Raw genomic sequence first — 21669 nt, 5'->3', positions numbered from 1 at the left:
ATGGCAGCAACAGGTGAATTAAAAAAACTCAAAATCGAGCCCTATACCAAATTGGATTACAGCGCCAAGGCGGACTGCGGCGATTTTGTTGCCATGTTCAACCCTAACACCTATAAACAAAAATATGAGGTGGAATACCAACCGGTCCAGGGACAAGGCACCACAGGCAGCACCCAGAAATTCGGCAAAATCAAACCCCAGGAATACAGCTTTGACTTTGTCTTCGACGGCACCGGCGTCTCCTCGGATAAAAAAGAAGTCGCCGATGAAATCGAGCATTTCCTGGTGGTCACAGGCAAAAACAACGGCGATATTCACCGTCCCCACTACCTGAAAATTTCCTGGGGCTCGCTGATTTCGAAATGCGTACTCAAATCCGCCGATATCAGCTATAACCTGTTCCGCCCCGACGGCAAGCCGCTGCGGGCAAAAGTCACCGCCACCTTTGCCGAGAATATCGACGATGCCCTGCGGGTAGCAGAAGAAGGCAATAACTCCCCGGATTTAACCCATGTGCGCACCGTGCACCAGGGAGACACCCTGCCGCTGATGACCTACCGCATCTACGGCGACAGTAAATACTACCTGGCGGTAGCCAAGGCCAATAACATTCGCAATTTTCGCGAGCTGGAAGTAGGACGCTCAATTTACTTTCCCCCACTGAATCAGCAGGCAGGCAAATGAGCGACGAACGTGTCATTCCCCTGCCGGATTTTGGCGATCTCGCCAGCTTCACGGTAAAAGTAGACGGTACCGAGCTCAGCCCGGAAACCCATGTCGCCAATATCATCATCCGCAAGGAATACAACAAGGTCGCCAATGCCACCTTAGTGGTGCTTGACGGCGATGCCGCACAGCAGGACTTTGCCGAAAGTAACTCCGATATTTTTATCCCGGGCAAGGAAGTGGAAGTACTTGCCGGTTATCACTCGGATGAAGCCCAGGTCTTTAAGGGCCTTATCATCAGCCAGGGGCTGAAAGTCAGGAAAAACAAACCGGCGCAGCTGATCGTGGAATGTAAAGACAAGGCCATCCATATGACAGGAGCCCGCAACAGCCGCTACTTCACCGAGATGAAAGACAGCGAAATCATCGAAGAGCTGGCGGGCGCCTACGGCGTAGAAACCGACATTGAAGCAACCGACATCAGCCACAAGGAAATGGTGCAGTACAATTGCACCGACTGGGACTTTATCCTCACCCGCGCCGAAGCAAACAGCAAACTGGTGACCACAGACGACGGCAAGTTAACGGTTGCCGGCGCCGATCTCGGCCAGGAGCCGGTATTAAGTCTGAATTACGGCTCGACCTTAATGGAATTTGAAGCCTCAATGGACGCCCGCAACCAAATTCCGGCCAGCAAAAGCGAATCATGGGATTATGCCAGCCAGGAAATCATCGAGGAAGAAGGCTCAGATCCCGGCCTGAGCGAAGCCGGCAACCTCAGTGCCGCAGACCTTGCCAAAGTGCTGGAATACGACAGCCTCAATCTTAAACATACCGGCAAAGTCGCCGATCAGGAGCTGAAATCCTGGTCTGATGCCAGGATTTACCGCAGCCGGTTGGCGAAAACCCTGGGCCGCGCCCGCTGCCAGGGCTTTGGCGAGGTGAAACCCGGCGCCCTGGTGGAATTTTCCGGGGTCGGCGACCGTTTTAACGGCAAGCACCTGATCACCGCCATCCGCCACCAGATCAATACCGACAACTGGACTTCGGATATCGGTTTTGGCATGCCGGTCAACTGGTTTGCCGATAAGCTCGATATCATGGAGCGCCCCGCTGCCGCCCTGCTGCCTGGCGTGCGGGGGCTGCAAATCGGCATCTGCAAACAAATCGGCGAAGACCCCGACGGCGAAGACAGAATTTTGATCACTTTGCCCATTATCAACCCCGACGGCGACGGCGTCTGGGCGCGTATTTCCACGTTAGATGCCGGAGATAACCGCGGCTCTTTTTTCCGCCCGGAGATAGACGATGAAGTGCTGGTGGGGTTCCTTAATGACGATCCCCGCGACCCTATTGTGCTGGGCATGCTCAACAGCAGCTCGAAACCCGCACCGCTGACCGGCAGCGACGACAACCATGAAAAAGGCTGGGTGACCCGCAGCGAAATGAAGATGATTTTTGACGACGACAAAGTCAGCTATACCCTGGAAACCCCCAAGGGCAACAAGGTGGTGCTTAGTGAAGACAGCGGCAGCATTCTAGTCGAAGACGAAAACGGCAATAAGATGGAAATGACCTCCGACGGCATTTTGATAGACAGCCCGGGGGATATCAATATCAAGGCCGCAGGTGATGTCAATATCGAAGGTACCAACTGCAATATCAAGGCATCGGCAGAATTTAAAGCCGAAGGCGGCGCGGGAGCAGAAATGAGTACCAGCGCCGTTGCCGTGGTGAAAGGTTCACTGGTGCAAATAAACTAATTTAACCCTATGTAAAAAGGAGAAAAAATGTCAGCAGCAGCCACAGCCAGGAGAGAGCGGGATGTTTCATTTCATAGCACTAATGGGAGTAAGTGCCCATTACTAGCGCTCATTTAAGGAGATAGTATGCCAGCAGCAGCCAGAGTCGGCGATGTTTCAACCCACGGCGGCACAATTGTCGGACCGGGGGAAGCGACTGTGCTTATCGGCAAAATGCCCGCCGCCGTGCTCGGCGATACCCACGTCTGCCCTATTCCGCCACCGCCGCATATTCCGGTGACGCCCCTGGTACTGTCCAGCGCCACTGTGCTTATCGGCGGAAAACCTGCGGTGCGCGTCGGCGATACCTGCATCTGCGGCGCATCGGCGGCGATAGGCGAACCGACAGTGATCATCGGCTGATTCAGGGGCAAGCATGAGCGAAGAAAATCCTTTTTTAGGCACAGGCTGGGGCTTCCCGCCAACTTTTAACAAAGACACCCGCTCGGTGGGCATGACCAGCGGCGTGGAAGATATCAACAAAAGCCTGGAAATCCTGCTCTCCACCTCTTTGGGGGAGCGCATCATGCACCCGACTTATGGCTGCAACCTTAAGGATTATTTATTCGAGCCGTTGGATCAATCCCTGGATGCATTTTTAAAAGATTTGATCAAAACCGCCATTTTATATTTTGAACCGAGAATTTTACTGGAAAAAATCAGCCTGGAGCCGGTATCCCTTGAAGGCCGGGTCACCATCACCCTGGATTACCGGGTACGCAGCACAAACTCCCGTTATAACTTTGTGCTGCCGTTTTATCTCAATGAAGGCGCGACAACGCCATAACCCGAAACCCTGAGTTGATGAACAGAGCGAATGGAAAGAGCAAACAGATGAAAACAGAGCGCCGATGGACATAGAGATCTGCAAGACAAAAAATCCCCTGGTCAGGGACGGCACCAGCCAGCAGCAAAGGTGGCTCAAACAGCTGCACCCGCGCTATGCCCGCATAGACGACAGATCCATGGCAGATTTGCTGAATTTCGCCAACCATTACAGCCGCGAGTTGCAATATTACGACAATCAAGACCAAACCGACGGCGACTGGCACGCTTTTTTCGACTCGGATCTCGCCTGCATTATCGCCGCCGTAGCTAACAAAGATAACAATAACTACAAGGTACTACTGTACCAGCTGAAAAGTTATTTAAATGAAAAATCCCCCGCCGAACATATTTTGGCATCCGGCGTACTGGAAACCCTGATCAAACTTAGCTTCCAGCTGGCTTATGAAATTAATGACTGGGCTATAAAAGCACAAAACGATGGCGGCTTTAAGCAGCACCTGCACCGGCTGATCACCTCCGAACTGGCACTTGCCCTGAGCGAAACCGTCAACAGCTACAATGCCTTGCTCGAACTGCCACCGCCTGAGGAAGCGGCAATCCCGCATCAGCTGCCGTCATTTGAATTTAACGCCAAACAGGTACATCATCAGGTTTTCTCGGCGCTGTGGAAAACTGCCGCCAATGAAAATGGCGATACCGAACACCAGTGGCAAAGTCTAAGCGACAGGTTTATCTTCCCGGAAATTACCCCACAGCCGGGTGAGCCGCTAAGCCCGGAGCAAAAAGCCCTGATAACGGCAAGCTCGGTCAGCCTGGCATCTGCGGCGCAGCTGTTCTTACAGGCACAAAACCAGTTGATCCAGGCCGCCCCCGGTTACCTGTTTCATCTTATTCACCACAACGAAAATCATAAACCCCATATTGCCCTGTTTATCGCCTTTACCCGGCTTTACAAATTTGCCCAGATCCATATCAATTCACTGACAGGCAAACATCTCGATTTTTATTACCGGGACATACTCGGCTTTCGCCCCCACGGAGCAACCAAAGACCGGGTACACCTGCTGTTTGAGCTGGCTAAATCCCCCAAACACCACAAGCTCGAACAAGGCACCTTGTTTAACGCCGGCTTCGACAGCGACGGCACACCGGTACATTACGCCTTAAACAATGAACTGGTGGTCAACAAGGCCAGCATCAAAGAAAGCGGCGATATCAAATCGGTATATATAGATAACGGTCCGGGTATGCCGGTATTTAGCGCTGCGGTAGCAAATTCCAGTGACGGGAAAGGCAAGGCTTTCACCAACCCTGAGCCGAGATGGAAACCCTTTGGTCAAAGCCAGCTTGTTAACGGCGAATTAAAAAGCATAGAGACCAGAACCGGCGAAGTAGCGCAATTGGGCTTTGCCATCAGCTCGCCACTGCTGGACTTACGCGAAGGCGAGCGCACCATCAGCTTAAAACTGTACGGGACTATGCCAAATCCCCGGACAAGCCCGGTAACCTTAAGCCCTGATCTTATCAAGGTGAACTTAAGCGGTGAAAAACAGTGGATTGAAGCCCAAATCAGCTCTTTTTTGCAACAAAGCGATCATCTGGCACTGACAGTCACACTCTCCGTTGACCAGGCAGCCATCACTCCTTTTGATGCACAAATACTTACCGGGAGAGACTACCAAAGCCGCTTTCCCGTAATGCAGATCATACTTCGCCATGACAGTGAAACAGCAGAGCTGGAAAGCGCTCAGGAAAACCTCGACCAGAAAAAACAAGATCAGGAGGATGAAAAACAACAAAACCAGGCAAGTGCAAACCAGAATAAAGTCTTTGCCTACCAGACCCTGAAAGAGATACAAGTCACCGGCTTGATATTAGATGTCGCGGTAACCGGGGTTAAAAATCTGATCGTACAAAGCGATCTCGGCGTACTGGACGGCAGCAAACCCTTTCTGCCTTTTGGCCCCAAGCCGGTACTGGCGGGAGCCTTTTATATCGGCTGTGACGAAGCCTTTCGAAAGCCCGTCACCTCAGTGTCAATATCCGCCAGCTGGCAGGGAGCGCCAATAAGTTTTACCGAACACTATAAAGCCTATTATGACGATATCTTGCCCGCCCAACCTGCCGATCCTTCAGCAACTTCAGGGAGTACCACTGTTGTCATCACTGAGGCTATCGAGCCGCAAGCAAAGATCAATGAAAACAATATCAAGGCCAAGGTCAGCGTCTTAAAAAATTACGCCTGGCAAGAAAAACAAGCAGAGCTGGTGTTATTCAATAAAACCGCCGCCAACACCGGCGGACAGGCAAATGCCGGGGAAGAAACAGAACTGCCCCAGTACAAATTGACTGTTGAGCTCAAAGCAGATCCCGGCACTAACGAACCGTTGATGCCGCAAGCCCCGGCCCTGGATAAGCTGACGAGCTTCAATAACACCCTGGCACAGGGCTTTATTAAATTATCCGTTAATGGCCCCCTTGATGTTCTCGGCCATAAACGTTACTCCAGGGTTTATTCAAAACGTGTGATCCAGCAAATAAACCACCCTAAGCTGACCCTGATCCCCAACGAACCCTACACGCCGGTATTGCAGGATATCAGCCTTAACTACCAGGCAAAAATATCCGTAGCCGTTAACCAGCTAGGCACAGAAGCCGGGCTAAGTCTCTATCACATATATCCCTTTGGCAGCTCGTTAGCCAAGGCAGACAGTACAGCATCCGCCAATACAGCAACAACAGCGGGCCTGATCCCCCTGATGCCAAGGTTTGTCACCGAAGAAGACGGCCAGTTAAAACAAAACCGCGGCGAAATGTATATCGGCTTATCCGATACCCGCTTGCCGCAACTGGTTACCCTGTTTTTCCAGGTGGCCGAAGGCAGCGCCGATCCCAGGTTCAACAAAGAAACCATTCACTGGTCGGTATTAACAAACAATCAATGGCAGGCATTAACTGCCAAAGAGGTGATCACCGACAGCACCAATGCCTTTAATACCTCGGGTATAGTGGCCATTACCCTGCCCGGCGAGGTGAACGATAACAATACCTTGCTGCCGCCGGGTAAAGTCTGGCTCAGGGCCGCGGTATTAGAGCAGCCGACGGCGGTGTGCGATCTGATCACTATCGCCACCCAGGCCGGTGAAGCCTCGTTCAGCAACGACAACAATCATCAGGAATTTTTAGCCAGCCCTTTGCCCGCCAATACCATAAGCAAACTTAAGGTAAAACAATCCACCATCAAGGGCATCAGCCAGCCTTTTGCTGCGGTAGAAGGCAAGGCCGGAGAAAATGACAGCCGTTTTAATACCCGGGTCGCCGAGCGCTTGAGACACAAAGACAGGGCTATCACCCTCTGGGACTATGAACACCTGGTGTTGCAGGCTTTTGATGATATCTACAAGGCCAAATGTATCAACCATAGCAGCTACCTTTACCCGAAAAAAAATCCCGATAACAGCCAGACGTTAATGACCTCGGAGTTTGCCCCCGGTTATGTCACGGTAATTGTCATCGCTTCGTTAACCAATAAAAACGCCATAGACCCGCTTGAGCCCAGGGCCAGTCTGAACAAACTGGATAAGATCAAAAGCTTTTTGCAGCAGCGCATGACCCCCTGGGCGGCAGAGAAACTACGTGTGCTCAACCCTATGTATGAGGCGATACAACTGGAATTTAATGTCACCTTCCGCAGCGGCTTTGATCCCGGACTGTATACCGAAACCCTTAACCAGGATCTGATAGCCTTTTTATCCCCCTGGGCCTTTGACAGCAACAACAAGGCAGAGATCCATTTCGGCGGCAAGATTCACAGATCGGTACTGGTCAATTTTATCGAGCAAAGGGAATACGTCGATTACCTGACCGAGGTAAAAATGCACCAACATCTCGAACCGCCCCCGGGCACGCCGGCATCGGATGCAACCAGTTTTTACGATATCGAGCAGGCAACGCCGGGCAGCGCCCGTTCTATTTTTGTCTCCCATAAAAAGCACCTGATCACCGCGGGAGGAAGTTGTAAATGACCCTAGATGCCAGTATCGACAAGTTTCCCGAGTTCTGCGCCAGCAAAGACTATGAATACTTGCGCAGTAAAGGTATCGGCTATATCCGGGCATTGGCAGCCAGTCAGTGGACAGATCATAATATCCATGATCCCGGCATCACCTTGTTGGAAATGCTCAGTTATGCCATCACAGATCTCGGCTATAAAACCGACTATGCCATCGAAGACATACTGGCAGAGCGTGCTGTCACCGATACGAAATTAGCAGCAGAGCCGGGGTTTAACGGCGAAAACCCGGCCCCGGGGCAGGACAGCTATTTCACCCCGAGGGAAATCCTGCCGTGCAAGGCCCTGACGGTAAACGACTGGCGTAAGGTCATTATTGATGTGCCGCTGATCCACAATGCCACCCTGGCGTTATTAAGCCAATCGCAACCCGCCATTTATCGCGACGAACAGGAATCCAAACTCAGCTATACCCCGCCTCCGGGCAGCACAGATGAAGAAAAATCTGCCAACAGGTTAAATATCCAGGGACTGTACCAGGTCAAACTGGAATTTGAAAACCAGAGTCCGCTGGGGGATCTCAACTGCTGGCGTTATCAATTTACCTTGCCTCCCAGCAACTTAAAAACCGTCACCCTGCATTTTGAACCTGCCTGGCCGGTCTTTTTTGAAAATGCCCTGAACGTCGATGAATTTGCGCACCTGTATTTCGATGATTTTACCTCTATCAGCGATTCATCGGTTTATGTCAGCTGCTTTATCTTAAGCGGCAACGGCCTGGATATCCCCATTGAAGTGCATATCGAATCGCCGCTGGAGAAAACCGAGGAAAACAAAAAATTTATAGAGCCGAGATTACTCGACCGCCTTGACGACATCCGCGCCTATCTGCAGGCATGTATCAGACAATGCTGTAAAACCGCACAGCAGGTAAAACAGCGGTTGCACCTGCAACGCACCTTATGTGAAGACTTTGTCCGCTTCAGCACCAGTGAAATCGAAGAAATCGGCATCTGCACCGATATCGAAGTAAGGCCGGATGCCGATATCCATCAGGTGCTGGCCAATATCTATTATGTGCTGGAAAACTTCCTCACCCCGAGGGTCACCTTCTACTCCCTTGAAGAAATGCAGCAGATGGCCATCCCCCTTGATCAGATTTTTAACGGCCCGCTGCTCCAACACGGCTTTATCAAGGACGAAGACTTACTTGCCTGCCAGCAAAAAACTGTGATCCATATCTCGGATGTCATGCGCGAACTGATGAGTATTGACGGCATTATCGCCATCAGGAAATTGCAGCTGAGCAAATTTTTCCGCGGCCTGCTGTTAAACGACGGCGAACACTGGTGCCTGCCCATCACCAACAACCGCGGCATCAGCTTTAACGTCGACAAATCAAAAATTGTGCTGTACAAGGGATTAATCCCCTACCAGGCAGACGGCCCGGAAACCCAGGCCTTGCTGGAAGACTTAAGGGCGCTCAATTCAAGGTCGAGGCTGCAGGCCAAACCCTATGATGTCACCCTGCCTGGTGGGCAAGATCAGCAATTGGGGCTTTATCACAGTATCCAGGACAGTTTTTCCCAGGTGTACGGCATAGGCAAAGAAGGCCTGCCGCCGTCCGCCGGCAAACAGCGCCATGCCCAGGCCAAACAGCTCAAAGGCTTTTTAACGGTAATGGATCAGATCCTGGCCAATTACTGCGCCCAGCTGGCCAACCTGAAACATTTGTTCAGTTTAAATCCCGACATTAAACGCAGCTATTTTTCCCAACTGTTATTTTCTTTACCCGTTACCTATAAACTCAGCCAGAGGGTACTCGATACCCTGGCCGATAAAGGCTTAAGCCAGAACAAACTTGATAAGCTGGCAGCCCTCAAAGACGATCCCGGTCAGGAGCAGGAGGCTTTTGAAGCCAGGATAGAGGCACTCCCCGGGGAAGCCCTTACCGAGCAGGAACTCAGCCGGGTACTGGATTTATCTAAAATCCCGCCAATCAAGGTGCCCAACCTGCCAAACGGCGCCAGCCTGGTGCGTGAATTTGTCAAACAGCACCAGGGGGATAACACCATCGACTGGAATAAACCCTCCAGTTACCAAAACCAGTGGCAGCAATATTTACTGGCGGTAAAAGAGCGCCACTGGCAAAGCATGTGCGAGCGCGACTCCAGCCTGGAATCGGCGCAAACCTATCATGCACGCAAGAACCGTTTTCTCGATCACCTGCTGGCGCGTTTTGGCGAGCAGTTTACCGATTATGTCCTGCTCAGCACCCAGCTCGACGGCGTCAAAGCCGCCGACGATATCATCCGGGATAAGATCGCCTTTTTACAGGAGCTGCCGGTACTAAGTGCAGACCGCGGCCAGGGCTACAACTACCTGCAACCCCCTTCGGGAGATAATGTCAGCGGGCTGGAAAAACGCGCTTCTCGCCTGGCGGGCATAGACAACTGGCAGCGAAAAAGCCTGTTGCCGGATTATGAAAAAATATTCGATACTTACCCAGAAATCGACGATGACGATATCGAAGAAACCCGCTTCCATTTGCAAGATCCCAACCCGGCTCCCGGGCAGGACGCCTGCATTTTATTTCACAGCACCAAACATTATACCGATCTGGATGCCCTGAACCAGGCAATGGCATCCGCCTTATACAGCGGCTTGGAACAGAAAAACTATAAAATCGATATCAATGTCCACCAGGAGTATTTTTTCTGCCTGCTCGATCAGGACAAGGATATTATCGCCGTCCATAAAAAATATTACCGCTACCGCTTCGAGGTGGAACAGGTCATCGACTACACCATAGCCGTACTGAAAAGCAAGGAAGCGGTATTTGAGGGCTTCCATCTTATCGAGCATACCCTGCTCAGACCTTTTGCCCCTGTGACGCCGTCAAAGAAAACTCAGGGCTTGCCTTTGCCTGCCTGCTCTGAGGATGACATCAAACTGTTTACCGTTTCCCTGAATGAAGATTGCTCCCCCGGCTATCAGGATCCCTACTCATTCAGGGTCACCGCCGTCGTTCCCTGCTGGCTCAGACGTTTTGCCAGTCTGGATTTCCGGCGATTTTTCGAACAAAGCCTGCGCCAGGAAACCCCGGCCCATATCCATATTAAAATCTGCTGGGTGGATCAAAAAACCATGGCAGAGTTTGAACCGGCCTTTTTTAACTGGCTCGAGCTAAAGCGCCACGGCATATTCAGCCATGGCAAGTTGTTTTGCCAAAATCACGACTTGATAGCCGCGCAAAACGAACTGATGACCGAGATGGAAAAACTCAACAGCCATTATCCGCAGAGCCATCTGTTTATGTGCAACCAGGATGAGACTCACCGGCCTATCGTTTTAAACCACTCACAATTAGGTGAAGATAAAGGAAAATAACATGGACACGTGCAACACCTATCCAAAATTTCAGGCAGACCAAGTGCTGACAGCAGATCAGTTAAATGATCTGTTCGGTTATTTAGACTTGCAAAGCCGCTGGACCAGGAAATGTTTTGCCGGTGCGGGTATTGCCCATGGTTTCCAGATGCAAACAAAAGCAGACTTTACCGGGATCAGCCTGAGCCCGGGCTACGGCCTGACCACCTTAGGTTACCTGGTCAAACATCCCGGCGCCGATTTTAGCCACTACACCGCCTATACCGACCCGGTCAAATATGCCTTTTTCAACACCAGCGAGGAAGGACAACCTGCCAAGCAGGTGCCGTTGTGGCAATTACTGACAGCCGAAGAAAGAGATAGCGACAACGCAGAGCATAAGGCGCTCAATAAAGATTTCCTTAAAGACAAGGTGGCCCTGGCTTATCTGGAAGTAGAAGATGAAGATCTCGATACCTGTACCGGCAGCGACTGTAATGAGAAAGGTTCGAAAATAAACTTGTGTGTCAGGATCGTACTGGTAGCCAAAGATCAGCTCGATACCCTCAACCAAAAGCTCAAATCTGAAAAAACTACCCTGCTCTACCAGATGCTGCAACAAAGATACCAGTTGCCGACCTTAAAAATAGGCCGTTTGCACTGGCTCGGCGACAGTAATCACCTGCTGGAACTGGAAGATATTGTCAAATCTTACGCCTTCCTTATCCAGCAAGACCCGCTGCAGGAAATTCCCGAGGCTTTCAGGCAAGCTTATGAGGTTTACGCGCCGCTGCTCAGTGAAGATTACCAGGCCAACCCCTTTGCCGACTGGCAGCCGAAACCCTGGAGCCAGCAGGCAAACTATCCCCAGGGGGTCCAATATTATTACGATCATATCAAAGATTTGATCCTCGCCTATGAGGAGTTTATCAACCTGGCCTTTGAGGTTTTCTCCGTTGCCTGCCTGCCCGATACCGGCTTTGCCAAACACCTGATGCTGGGACAAGTTGACGTGGCAACCCAATGTAAGCCGTCTGCCTACCGCCACTACTTTATCCGCGCCAGCCTGCCGGAAGAGCCGGTTGCCGGCGGGAAAATTCACCGGGTGAAGTTTTTATTCCAGCGCCTGGTGCTGCTGAGCAGGGCGTTTAAGGTGCCGCAAACCGGCGACAGCAAAATCACTATAAAAGTCACGCCAAGCAAAGAAAAACAAACCCCTTTGGGTAAACGCAGCCTGCCCTATTATTACGATCTGCAAAGCTATCCCCAGCTGAAAAGTTTCTGGGATTTTGATCTTGCCAGCCAGTGCCGCTCGCACCAGGTATTAAGCTACTGGGACAACCTGAGTACGCCGATATGTGTCGCCGAACTTCCTTTTAAAGACAGTCCCTTTACCGGCAGGGTCAATATCAGGTCATTGACGGATATCCAATCCCTGCTTAAGGAAAGGCTACTGACAGATACCATATCCCTGGCAGATATTGGCGCCCTGAGCGAACTTAAGGCAGAGCTTGCCTTGACGCCTGAAGTGAGCACAAAATTGTCGGATGTAGCATTATCCCCTGAACATCCCGAAGTCTTCTTTGAAGGTACAGCTAAAGAGCTGACGGAAGATTTGCCGAAAACCTTGCTCAAATCCTATGACCTCAGTACCGGGCCGGAAGCTAAAATCTCAGAGTCATTCTCCCTCGGCCGTTTTATCACCCCCGTTACCGGATTTGATCCCAGGCCGTTTCCCGGCATAGATCCAAGCCCTTTTCCGGGTTTTGATCCCAGACCCTTTCCGGGTCCCTTTCCCGGACCGCTTCCCGGGCCGATCACCGGCCCGGATCCCAGACCTAAGCCGTTTCCGCTGCCGTTACCTAAGCCCAGCCCGAAACCGCTGCCACAGCCGTTCCCCTGGCCTAAGCCTATACCGGATCCTAAGCCAATTCCTGATCCTGGGCCTAAGCCCGGACCAAAACCTGAGCCGACCCCGATACCGGCGCCTAAGTATCTGCTGCTAAAAACTCTCAAAGATAAGTTTCCCACGGCAGATGCACTTATTGCCCATCATTATCCGCTGGATGTGGATCAGAACGAGTTTCCCTTTTATCGCATCGAAGGCCATCTTGGCGAAAAATACTCGGATGCCTTTGACCGTATCAGCCAGTGGATCAAATGTTATAACCTGCCGATCAAGTTGATGGCGCTTAAAGTCGGCAGCAAATATCAGGATATAACCCCAGGTTTAGGCTGTCAGTTCGATGATATCGAGCTGGTGTACAGCGCCCTGACGCATAAGCTGAACTGCGAATACAACAAGCTCAAGGAGCTGGTCGCCAATATTGAATTCGATACCCCCAAGGAAACCACAGAAATCAGTGAGGTGACCAAAGTTAAGGGTAAATTTATCGACGGCAAAACCAACTTGCCCCTTAGCCGGGTACATTACGCCATCAAAGAGCTCAATATTCACGGCACAACCAATAACGAAGGGGAAATGGAAATCACCAATTTGCCCCCGGGCTCATACCAGGTGGAAACCTATATCGATGATTACGGCTCCAAGTATTTCCCGATCACGGTACAAGATAAAAAAACCTTATCCCTGGCCAGTATTCCCTTGTATCAGGATGCCCTGCTCGATGAAAAACAACTGGTTTATCGCCAAAAAGTCGCCGAGAGCGAAATTTTAAACAAGGCCAAAGAGTATGCAGAAAAAACGGAGCTTTATAGCAGCCCGTTTGATACCAGGATCACCAGCTTCAGCGACAGTGCAGATTTTCGAGTAAAATCAGATCTCTTTAAAAGTCCTGGCTATGATCTGACTTATGATCCGTCACTCTTTTCCAGCCGGAATATTACCCTGGATTTGTCGCAACCTGCCTTGACAGAAAAGGCGGCTTTTTTTGAAAAAAGGGATCTTGATAAAATTGAATTCGATAAAATAGAGTTTGAGCACACACTGCTTGATAAAGCCGGGCCAGAAAGCGTCTCCCTGGAAAAGTCCCTGTTTGAGCAACCAAGTTTTAGAATAAACACCGCCAAGGCGCTGGCAACCCCGTCCCCTTATAAGATAGATTCGCTGATCAAAAAAATTAAATTTGATCCGGTCACCGACAGCTCATTATTAACCAAACATTATCTTTATAAGAATTTCGCCAATCTCAATATCCGCGAAGATACCGAGATTTTCGAAAAAGTGAGTCAGCCGGTAGATATCACTACCAGCTTAGATCTGCTGCTCAAAGAGCTGGCAAAACCCCTGGCGAAGTTTGAGCAGGAAAAATTTACCAATGCCTACCAGATGCTGCTGACCCGGCTGGATATGTTTGAGCAAGTCATCGGCAAATATGAAGATTATATTCCATCAGCAGACAGGCCGGCACTGCTGCGTTATTTCAATCTGATACGCGACCAGGGCTGTTTCCAGCAGTTTAAGGGCCTGCTCGATAACTACAACGCCCGCAAGTTGAAAATTCAGCAAAGATTATTGCTGTCGGTATACTCAGAGCACAATTGCGGCATGTCCCATGTCGGTGGCTGCTGGGCCGGCGGTACCTTCTTCCTAATATATGATGATGACAATACCGTGGTGCTGGACTTTGCCCTGCCCTATATCTGTTGTTCCGACTGTCCGCCAATTAACCTGTGCAGTACAGAGCCGGTATTGTTTAAATTGCCGCTGGAATATTTCTGTCAAAACGACAAGCGTAAATTTAAATTTATCATCAGCCCTCCGGGGGGCGAAGTCGTCGGTCCCGGGGTAAGCAAAGAAGTTACCACAGGCGATTTTTATTTTACCCCGGCCTCAGCGGATATCGAGGAAGGCGAAGTTAAATTTAATTATCTGCTCAATAACACCAGTTATGAGTTTTCGGCGCTACTGGCACAAATTAAGGCGGCCATCAGTTATAAAATCATTGAGGTCAGCGAAGACCCCAAAAGCGCCGAAATTAAATTTACTGCCACGCCCCAGGAGGCCAGCGAATATTTATGGGACTTTGGCGACGGCAACAGCTCCAACAAAGCCAACCCGGTCCATACCTTTGATTTAACCGAGACATCGGCCTTTACCGTGAACTTAACCGTCACCAAGGAGCCCTGTGTCGGCAAAGCCAGTCATGAGCTGACCTTTGAGATTTGCAACGCCAACTTCACCGTTAAAGAAGTGGCGCGCTCCTTAGATAAAATCCGTTATGCCTTCACCCATCCTCAGGCCGCCAATACCCGAAGCTGGCAGCTGGATGAAGACATAGTGGTTGAAAACCTGGAAACGGTTGAGCACGACTACGAGCTGGCAGATGCGCAGCGCGAAGTCACGGTGACCCTGAGCATAGCCCAGGACACCTGCAGCGACAGCAAATCGCAAACCATCACCATTCCTGCCCGGCGTGAAGTCTCCATCTTTATCGACCGGCTGTTCTTATGCCACCAGGATGTACACGAACCGATCACTTTCGATCCCCCGGGCGGCACGCCAAGAGGCAACGGCCTGGTGCTGATCGACGGCGACTATCACTTTTATCCGGGGCATCCCGATGTGCTGATCGGCGCCAATGAAATCAGCTATGAATACCAGGGAAAAACCGTTTCTGTGATGGTGACAGTTGATGCGATAACGCAGGAGTTTACCGCCATAATCAGCCAGATAGACGCCGATAATGCCAAAGCCAAGGTGCAGTTTAAGGCGCCGCCGGGTATGGACTCCTATGCCTATAAGCTTGGAGACGGCACGATTTCGGACCAGGCAAGCCTTGATCATATCTATGATATCAGCGAGCAGACAGAATTTGACGTTGAACTGCAACTGATCAAAGGCGCCTGTGAAGTCACGCAAACCAAGAAAATGCTCCTTAGCCCTTGCAGCGCCGAGTTCACTTACCGTGTAGTTGACGATAGCACTAGCACAGGCGAGAAGATCATCCTGGAATATACCATGCTGGCAACGGGCGGCAAAGAGTATCAGTTAACCGATGAACTGGGCAGCATAAAATCCAATGGCCGGGTCTTCAAACGGACTTACCCCTTAGGCGAAGTAGCGCGTGAAATGCCGGTGACCATGAAGCTGGATAAGCCCCCCTGCCTGGCAACCTTTACCCAAATGGTTACCATACCTGCATTCCAGCCCCTACTGGTAGATCTCGATGTCACAGAATTTGTCTGGTGCGATAAGCAGGCATACAGGATCAAAACTAATGTCAGTGGCGGCAAGGCTTCCGGCCCCGGCGTACGTGAAGACAGCGAAGGCTTTACCTTTACCCCGGCCCTGGCCAATACCGGCGGCGAAGTCACCATCAGTTACCAACTGGGCGATCGCGTTAAAAACTTAACCGTCAACCTGATCAAACCTCAAGCATCCTTTGGCGTGATCAGCATAGATAAGGTCGATAACGGTCTTTACGATGTCAAACTGGTGAACAACTCGAAAGATCACAACAGTGCCAAGTGGCTGTTTTCTCCCGGCGGCAGTTCAGCCAATAACGAAGAAGTCATGGTATTTCAACTCCAGGAAGTGGAATCGGGCCAGGCAGTTAAAGCAACACTCACCGTTGCCTGGGACGGCAAGTGTGCCAATTCCATGGAGAAAGTCTTCCATGTACCGTTTGATATCATCCGCATAGATACGGATACGCCACTTGATACCCTGAATAACCTCAGGATAAACGAGCCTTTTGTTAAAGTTATTCCAGAATCGAGCGGACTCACAGAAAAAACCATGAGTACAGTCAACCTGGTTAAAGAAGACTTCACCAGCCGGCTCAAAGCCGAAACTTATGTTTCGGGAAAAAGAAATCCGGAGCTCAGTGAAACCCTGGACCCGCTGTTGAAATCAACACAAACCCAGCTGATGAAAGTCGCGGTTAACGAAAATCCTGAAATGGCACAGCTGGGTTATCCCCTGATGTTAACTCAGGTAAACCTTGTTTTAGACCTGGTGACTGTGATGTCAGACGATCTGAAAGCAGAAGATCCTATGAATAACACCTTAAAACAAATAGGCAGCTCGCTTGGCACCCTGATGGAAACCGGTATCGAGTTAAATAAAGACAATGTGCTGTCGGATAAATTAATTCAAGTGAGAAAAGAAAATGCGGCTAAACCCAATGTGCTGGCCGCCATAACCAAGATTGAGAGCCTGATGGGCTGATGCCCCGTGACTTATGAATAATCATTTGATCGACAAAATTTGTGTTGAGATTCATCTGCCGGATGCCGGTCATGCCTATGAATTTCAGCACAACATCAGCGCATTAGTACATAACGAATTAATGAATGTCATTAGTGAGCATTGCGATCAGCTGTGCCCGGATAACAACCATGTCACAATGGAAAAGCTGGAGCTTGATTTGGGCAAGCTGTCGGCAGATAACTTTGTGCAGGCCTTTAGCGAGCAGTTTACCCGCCACTTTCCCAGAGAGCTTTCGATACAAACAAACGAGCAGTTAACCAGGCAAGCAGAGCAAGAACTCATCTCACCCGGTGAAGAGACTGCCGCAATTGACTCTTCACAGCCTCACGGCCAAGGTAAAGGCTCGGTTGGCGTTCAGGCTCCCGATGAGTCCAGCCAAACGCCGGCAAGGTTGAAAACCATGCAGCTTAAAGCGCATGAACATGCCTGGTTGTTACTCTCACATTTTCTAAACCATGCCACCTTACCCTGGTATGTAGATGCCGGCCAGTTTACCGGGGTCACGGCTACACTGGAGCTTTTAATCGACCAGGAAAAACTGGATATCCCGGCCTTTAAAAACCAGTTAAAAAATCAAACTGCTACCAACAGATTGATAAGCCAATTTGACGATAAGACATTAAACCGGCTCTATGCCCACCTCACCGGAATGAAAAATGGGATAATTATAAACTGGCCGGAATTATTGACCGAATTGCTGCGCAGCTTACAGCAAATAGATGCGCAAAGCTTTTCACCTGTCAGCCAGCAAAGCTCCCAACAAAAAACATCCCAATCTCATACATCTCCGCCCGCCGGTTTATCGGAACAAGAGATATGGCAAGGCTCTTTGCAAGAGAATCAACACCATATCCGCCGGGTATGGGAAATTATCTGGGATCAGCTATCAATTGATAACAGCCACAGAGAAATTTTTTCGTTAATACTCAAGCAAATATCGGCAAGTTTAAATCCGGATACTATCCAAAGCTTTACTCGTCACCTGCACCTGAACAAACAGGTTCAAGCCGCCGCAGGTGACGGCTATCCAGCCTTATTAGCCGCCCTGAATGATATTATTCTGCCATTGAGGCAAGAGACCTCTACAGCAAGGGAGAATATCCAGAATAATGTTTTGCCAGAACAAGGTGATCTTTCGACAGCCACTACCAGCAATTCAATCCAGATGCATGCAGCAGATACGGCTGGCAGCGCCAAAGATATAAAACATCAACAGGAAAGCCAGTCTGTTAAAGATAAAGTCGGAAAGAAAATATCCGCTATTACAGGAACTAACCCGCTCTTTACCAATGCCGATATCCCAACTAAAACAGAGAAGCCAGAGAGCGGGGAAAACGGTGTCAGCACAGATATCAGCAATAAGTTAAACAACGTCCAAGGCTGTAATCAGCCTAAAGACATGGTTAACAAAAAGCCGCACTATCCCCTCCGTGAGCAAAAACTTTCGCCAGCTGATAGCAAAAAACAATCCAAAACCAACTACCCGTACGATATGGCAGAAAACCTGTCCGATACTGAAGAAAGCCTCCCCGCGACGCAAGAAGAAGCAAGCGAAAGCTCTGCCATCAATTCATCTTATAGCGCACAAAAGACAAGCCAGGATTTACCGGATAATGAACAAGCTCCAGCTCGAAAACAAAGCCAAAACAGTAAGAGCATGGACAACTGCGACGAGCTTAAACAAAGTAAAAAAACAAATCAGAACAAGCACCTGACCAGAGCTGATAAGCAAACACAGCCCCAAACACGGCAAAACAGTGCCAAGCTTGCATCTGACGAAGCCGAGAACCTGCCCGTAGGAAAAAGAAGCGAAGAGCCAATAAACAAAGGCAACAACCTCCTGTCAAAGAACAAACAGCCCTCCTGCTTTATACCCGAGGTGGCAGCAAAAGGACTGCCGGTAGAAAATGCCGGACTGGTTATCTTCTGGCCTTATCTGCACATCTACTTTAAAGACCTGGGGTTATTTAACGGCAAAGATTTTAAAGACCTCCAAGCCCGGGAAAAAGCCGTGCATTTACTGCAATACCTGGCAACCGGCGAGGCCAACACCGAAGAACATGCCTTGGTATTAAATAAACTGTTATGCCGCTGGGATTTTAATCACCCCCTTAACCGCTATGTCGAGCTAAGCCAAAAGGAGCGAGAGGAGTCGGAAAAACTGATACAGGCTGTGATCAATCACTGGAGCATTTTAGGTAATACTTCGATCACCAGTTTCCGTCACACCTTTGTAGCCCGAAAAGGCCTGTTAAGCCACCAGGACAACGGCTGGCTGCTCAGGGTAGAAAAAGGCCCTTATGACGTACTGCTGGACAATATTCCCTGGGGCTTGTCGATGATCAAACTCTCTTGGGTCGAAGAACTATTACAGGTGGAATGGTAATATGAGCAATCCCTTTATCGCAGAAACCGCCGAGGTATTGAACAGCGAGCTGAGCTGGTTTTATCAGATCCTCGATACCCGGATAAAATTACATTTTGGCCACGATTGCGACTATCAGGATATTTTTGAAATAAGCCCGCCGAAGCTGGCCAGCGATTCACAACTGCACTACAACGGTTTTATCCAACATTACAATATCAACTTTGAAGAGCGCGTGGTGCTGATACTGGCACTGGTCAGCCAAATCCGCCCGCAAATGCTGGACGTATTTTTTACCCGCAACGCCAGCTTGGATAAAGAGTTCACCGAATTTGGCGGCGCCACCAACGGCCAGGGCAAAGTCTTTTTACCCACAGCGGAAACCGCCTTGTTTTTATTGGCAGGCACAGATCTCGAAAAGCGTTTTTTATATTCCTACCTGTTCGATGCTGATCATTTCTTTAATAAACATGACTTTATCACCCTGAACCATACCAACAGGCAAGAGTCCTATTTATCCGGGGTATTAACCCTGTCGCGGGAAGTACTCGATCTCATCACCCGCGGGCACATCCGTAAACCCGCCTTTAGCGCCGAATTTCCTGCCAAACTGATTGAAACCCAGCTGGACTGGCAGGATCTGGTACTCGACCCCTACACCCAGGACCAGGTCTATGAAATTAAAACCTGGATAGATTACGGCAATCAGCTGCTCAGTGAATATGATCTCGGCAAGAAAATAAAGCCCGGTTACCGCAGCCTGTTCTTTGGCCCGTCCGGTACCGGCAAAACCCTGACGGCTTCCCTTTTGGGCAAAGTCACCGGCCGCGATGTTTACCGCATCGACCTGACGCTGGTGATCAGCAAGTACATAGGGGAAACAGAAAAGAACCTGGAAAAAGTCTTTAAACAGGCGGAGCACAAAGACTGGATTTTATTTTTCGACGAAGCCGATGCCCTGTTCGGCAAACGCACCAGTGTCAACGACGCCCACGACAAGTTTGCCAATCAGGAAGTCTCCTACCTGCTGCAACGCTTAGAGGATTATGCCGGAGTGGTGATCCTGGCATCGAATTTAAAAAACAACCTGGACGAAGCCTTTACCCGCCGCTTTCAGTCTATAATTCACTTCCCCATTCCCAAGCAGTCAGAAAGGCTGAAACTCTGGTCTAGCGCCTTTGCCAGCAAGTTCGAACTCGACCATGAAGTAGATTTACACGCTTTAGCCAATGATTATGAAATGACCGGCGGATCTATTATCAATGTTGTGCGCTATGCTTGTTTAATGACCCTGGCACAGCAAAAACAGAACATACCTTTTTCGCTGATCAAAGAAGGTATACGCAAAGAATTCCATAAAGAAGGTAAAACTTTTTAAGGAGGCAAAATGGCCACGTTTTCACAGCACAGAAGACGTACCCGCAAAGTCAACCGCAGCAAGCCCCGCAAAGGTGAAGTCATGCAGTATGGCGAGGTTCGTGAAGGTAACAGTGAAGGCAGCACTTTCTTGTCCGGTATTATCAGTCAAAGTTCGCAAGATACCGCCACACAGGCCTTATCCCGGCAAATACAGCACAAGTTAACCGTGGGTAAGCCCAATGATGCCTTTGAACAGGAAGCCGACCATGTTGCCGATCAGGTGGTGAATTCACCGGTATCAGCAGATCAAGCTTCAACAGCACGCCCTCAGCTACAAAAACAAGAAGAAAAAGAGGAAGAAGCCCAGACCAAAGCCTTAGCTGTACCTAAGCTACAAAAACAGGAAGAAAAAGAGGAAGAAGCCCAGGCCAAAGCCTTAGCCGAGCCTAAGCTGCAAAAACAGGAAGAAGAGGAAGAAGCCCAAGCCAAAACCTTAGCCGAGCCCAAGTTACAAAAACAAGAAGAAGAGGAAGAAGCCCAGGCCAAAGCCTTAGCCGAGCCTAAACTGCAAAAACAGGAAGAAGAGGAAGAAGCCCAGGCCAAAACAATGGCAGATGTTAAGCTGAAAAAACAAAAGCAGAAGAAAAAGCACCTGCACAAATTAGAAGAAGAAAAGGAAGAGGAAGAAGAAGTTCAAGCTAAAACCAACAACGGCAAACCCAGGTCCCCTGCCCGGCCCTCAATATCAGACTCAACCCTGGATACCAGCACGAGCGAACGCATCAGCGAGCGCCAGGGTTCAGGCCAGGCCATGGATGCAAACACCAAGCATTTTATGGAAGCAAATTTCCATAAAGATTTCAGCAATGTCCGCATTCATAAAGACCAGGAAGCCAATAACCTCAGCCAGCAACTACACGCCCAGGCCTTTACCTTAAAACAAGATATTTACTTTAACGCTGGCAGATACAACCCAGAGTCAAGAAGCGGCAAGCATTTATTGGCCCATGAACTCACACATGTGGTTCAGCAAAATGCCAACCTGGCAAACAAAAGCCCCCGTACTGCAACGGCCACCAGGCACTCAGATCACAACAAAGGAGAAAACAACTAAATACCGCCCTTTTCAGGG

General features: G+C 49.9%; 10 protein-coding genes. All 10 read left to right on the top strand.

The genetic code is table 11. The features are described 5' to 3' along the window. The gene (locus QL234_RS08325) at positions 1-684 is read left to right on the top strand and encodes a hypothetical protein (protein ID WP_281557362.1); all 684 of its coding nucleotides are present in this window, start codon (positions 1-3) and stop codon (positions 682-684) included. After that, the gene (vgrG, locus tag QL234_RS08320) at positions 681-2429 is read left to right on the top strand and encodes a type VI secretion system tip protein VgrG (protein ID WP_281557361.1); all 1749 of its coding nucleotides are present in this window, start codon (positions 681-683) and stop codon (positions 2427-2429) included. The genes QL234_RS08325 and vgrG overlap by 4 nt, the downstream gene beginning before the upstream one ends. Positions 2430-2555: 126 nt before the next feature. Beyond that, positions 2556-2831: a PAAR domain-containing protein gene (locus QL234_RS08315; protein WP_044834909.1), complete on the top strand. Its 276-nt coding sequence runs from the start codon at positions 2556-2558 to the stop codon at positions 2829-2831. Positions 2832-2844: 13 nt separating this feature from the next. Continuing rightward, positions 2845-3255, top strand: coding sequence for a GPW/gp25 family protein (locus tag QL234_RS08310; protein ID WP_281557360.1), 411 nt, complete (start codon positions 2845-2847; stop codon positions 3253-3255). Positions 3256-3319: 64 nt separating this feature from the next. Continuing rightward, positions 3320-7282, top strand: a complete 3963-nt coding sequence (locus tag QL234_RS08305) for a baseplate J/gp47 family protein (protein ID WP_281557359.1) — start codon at positions 3320-3322, stop codon at positions 7280-7282. Beyond that, positions 7279-10659, top strand: coding sequence for a hypothetical protein (locus QL234_RS08300; protein WP_281557358.1), 3381 nt, complete (start codon positions 7279-7281; stop codon positions 10657-10659). The genes QL234_RS08305 and QL234_RS08300 overlap by 4 nt, the downstream gene beginning before the upstream one ends. Before the next feature lies 1 nt (position 10660). Then, positions 10661-16771, top strand: coding sequence for a PKD domain-containing protein (locus tag QL234_RS08295; RefSeq protein WP_281557357.1), 6111 nt, complete (start codon positions 10661-10663; stop codon positions 16769-16771). A 13-nt stretch (positions 16772-16784) separates the two neighbouring features. Continuing rightward, complete coding sequence (locus QL234_RS08290) at positions 16785-19199, top strand: contractile injection system tape measure protein (protein WP_281557356.1); 2415 nt, start codon at positions 16785-16787, stop codon at positions 19197-19199. A 1-nt stretch (position 19200) separates the two neighbouring features. Then, on the top strand, positions 19201-20556 hold the full coding sequence (locus tag QL234_RS08285) for an ATP-binding protein (protein WP_281557355.1): 1356 nt from the start codon (positions 19201-19203) through the stop codon (positions 20554-20556). A 9-nt stretch (positions 20557-20565) separates the two neighbouring features. Then, positions 20566-21651, top strand: a complete 1086-nt coding sequence (locus tag QL234_RS08280; protein ID WP_281557354.1) for a DUF4157 domain-containing protein — start codon at positions 20566-20568, stop codon at positions 21649-21651. Positions 21652-21669 lie beyond the last annotated feature (18 nt).

This window comes from Thalassomonas sp. RHCl1 (assembly GCF_947387555.1).
Classification (GTDB): domain Bacteria; phylum Pseudomonadota; class Gammaproteobacteria; order Enterobacterales; family Alteromonadaceae; genus Thalassomonas.
This window is presented reverse-complemented; position numbering and strand designations above follow the sequence as displayed.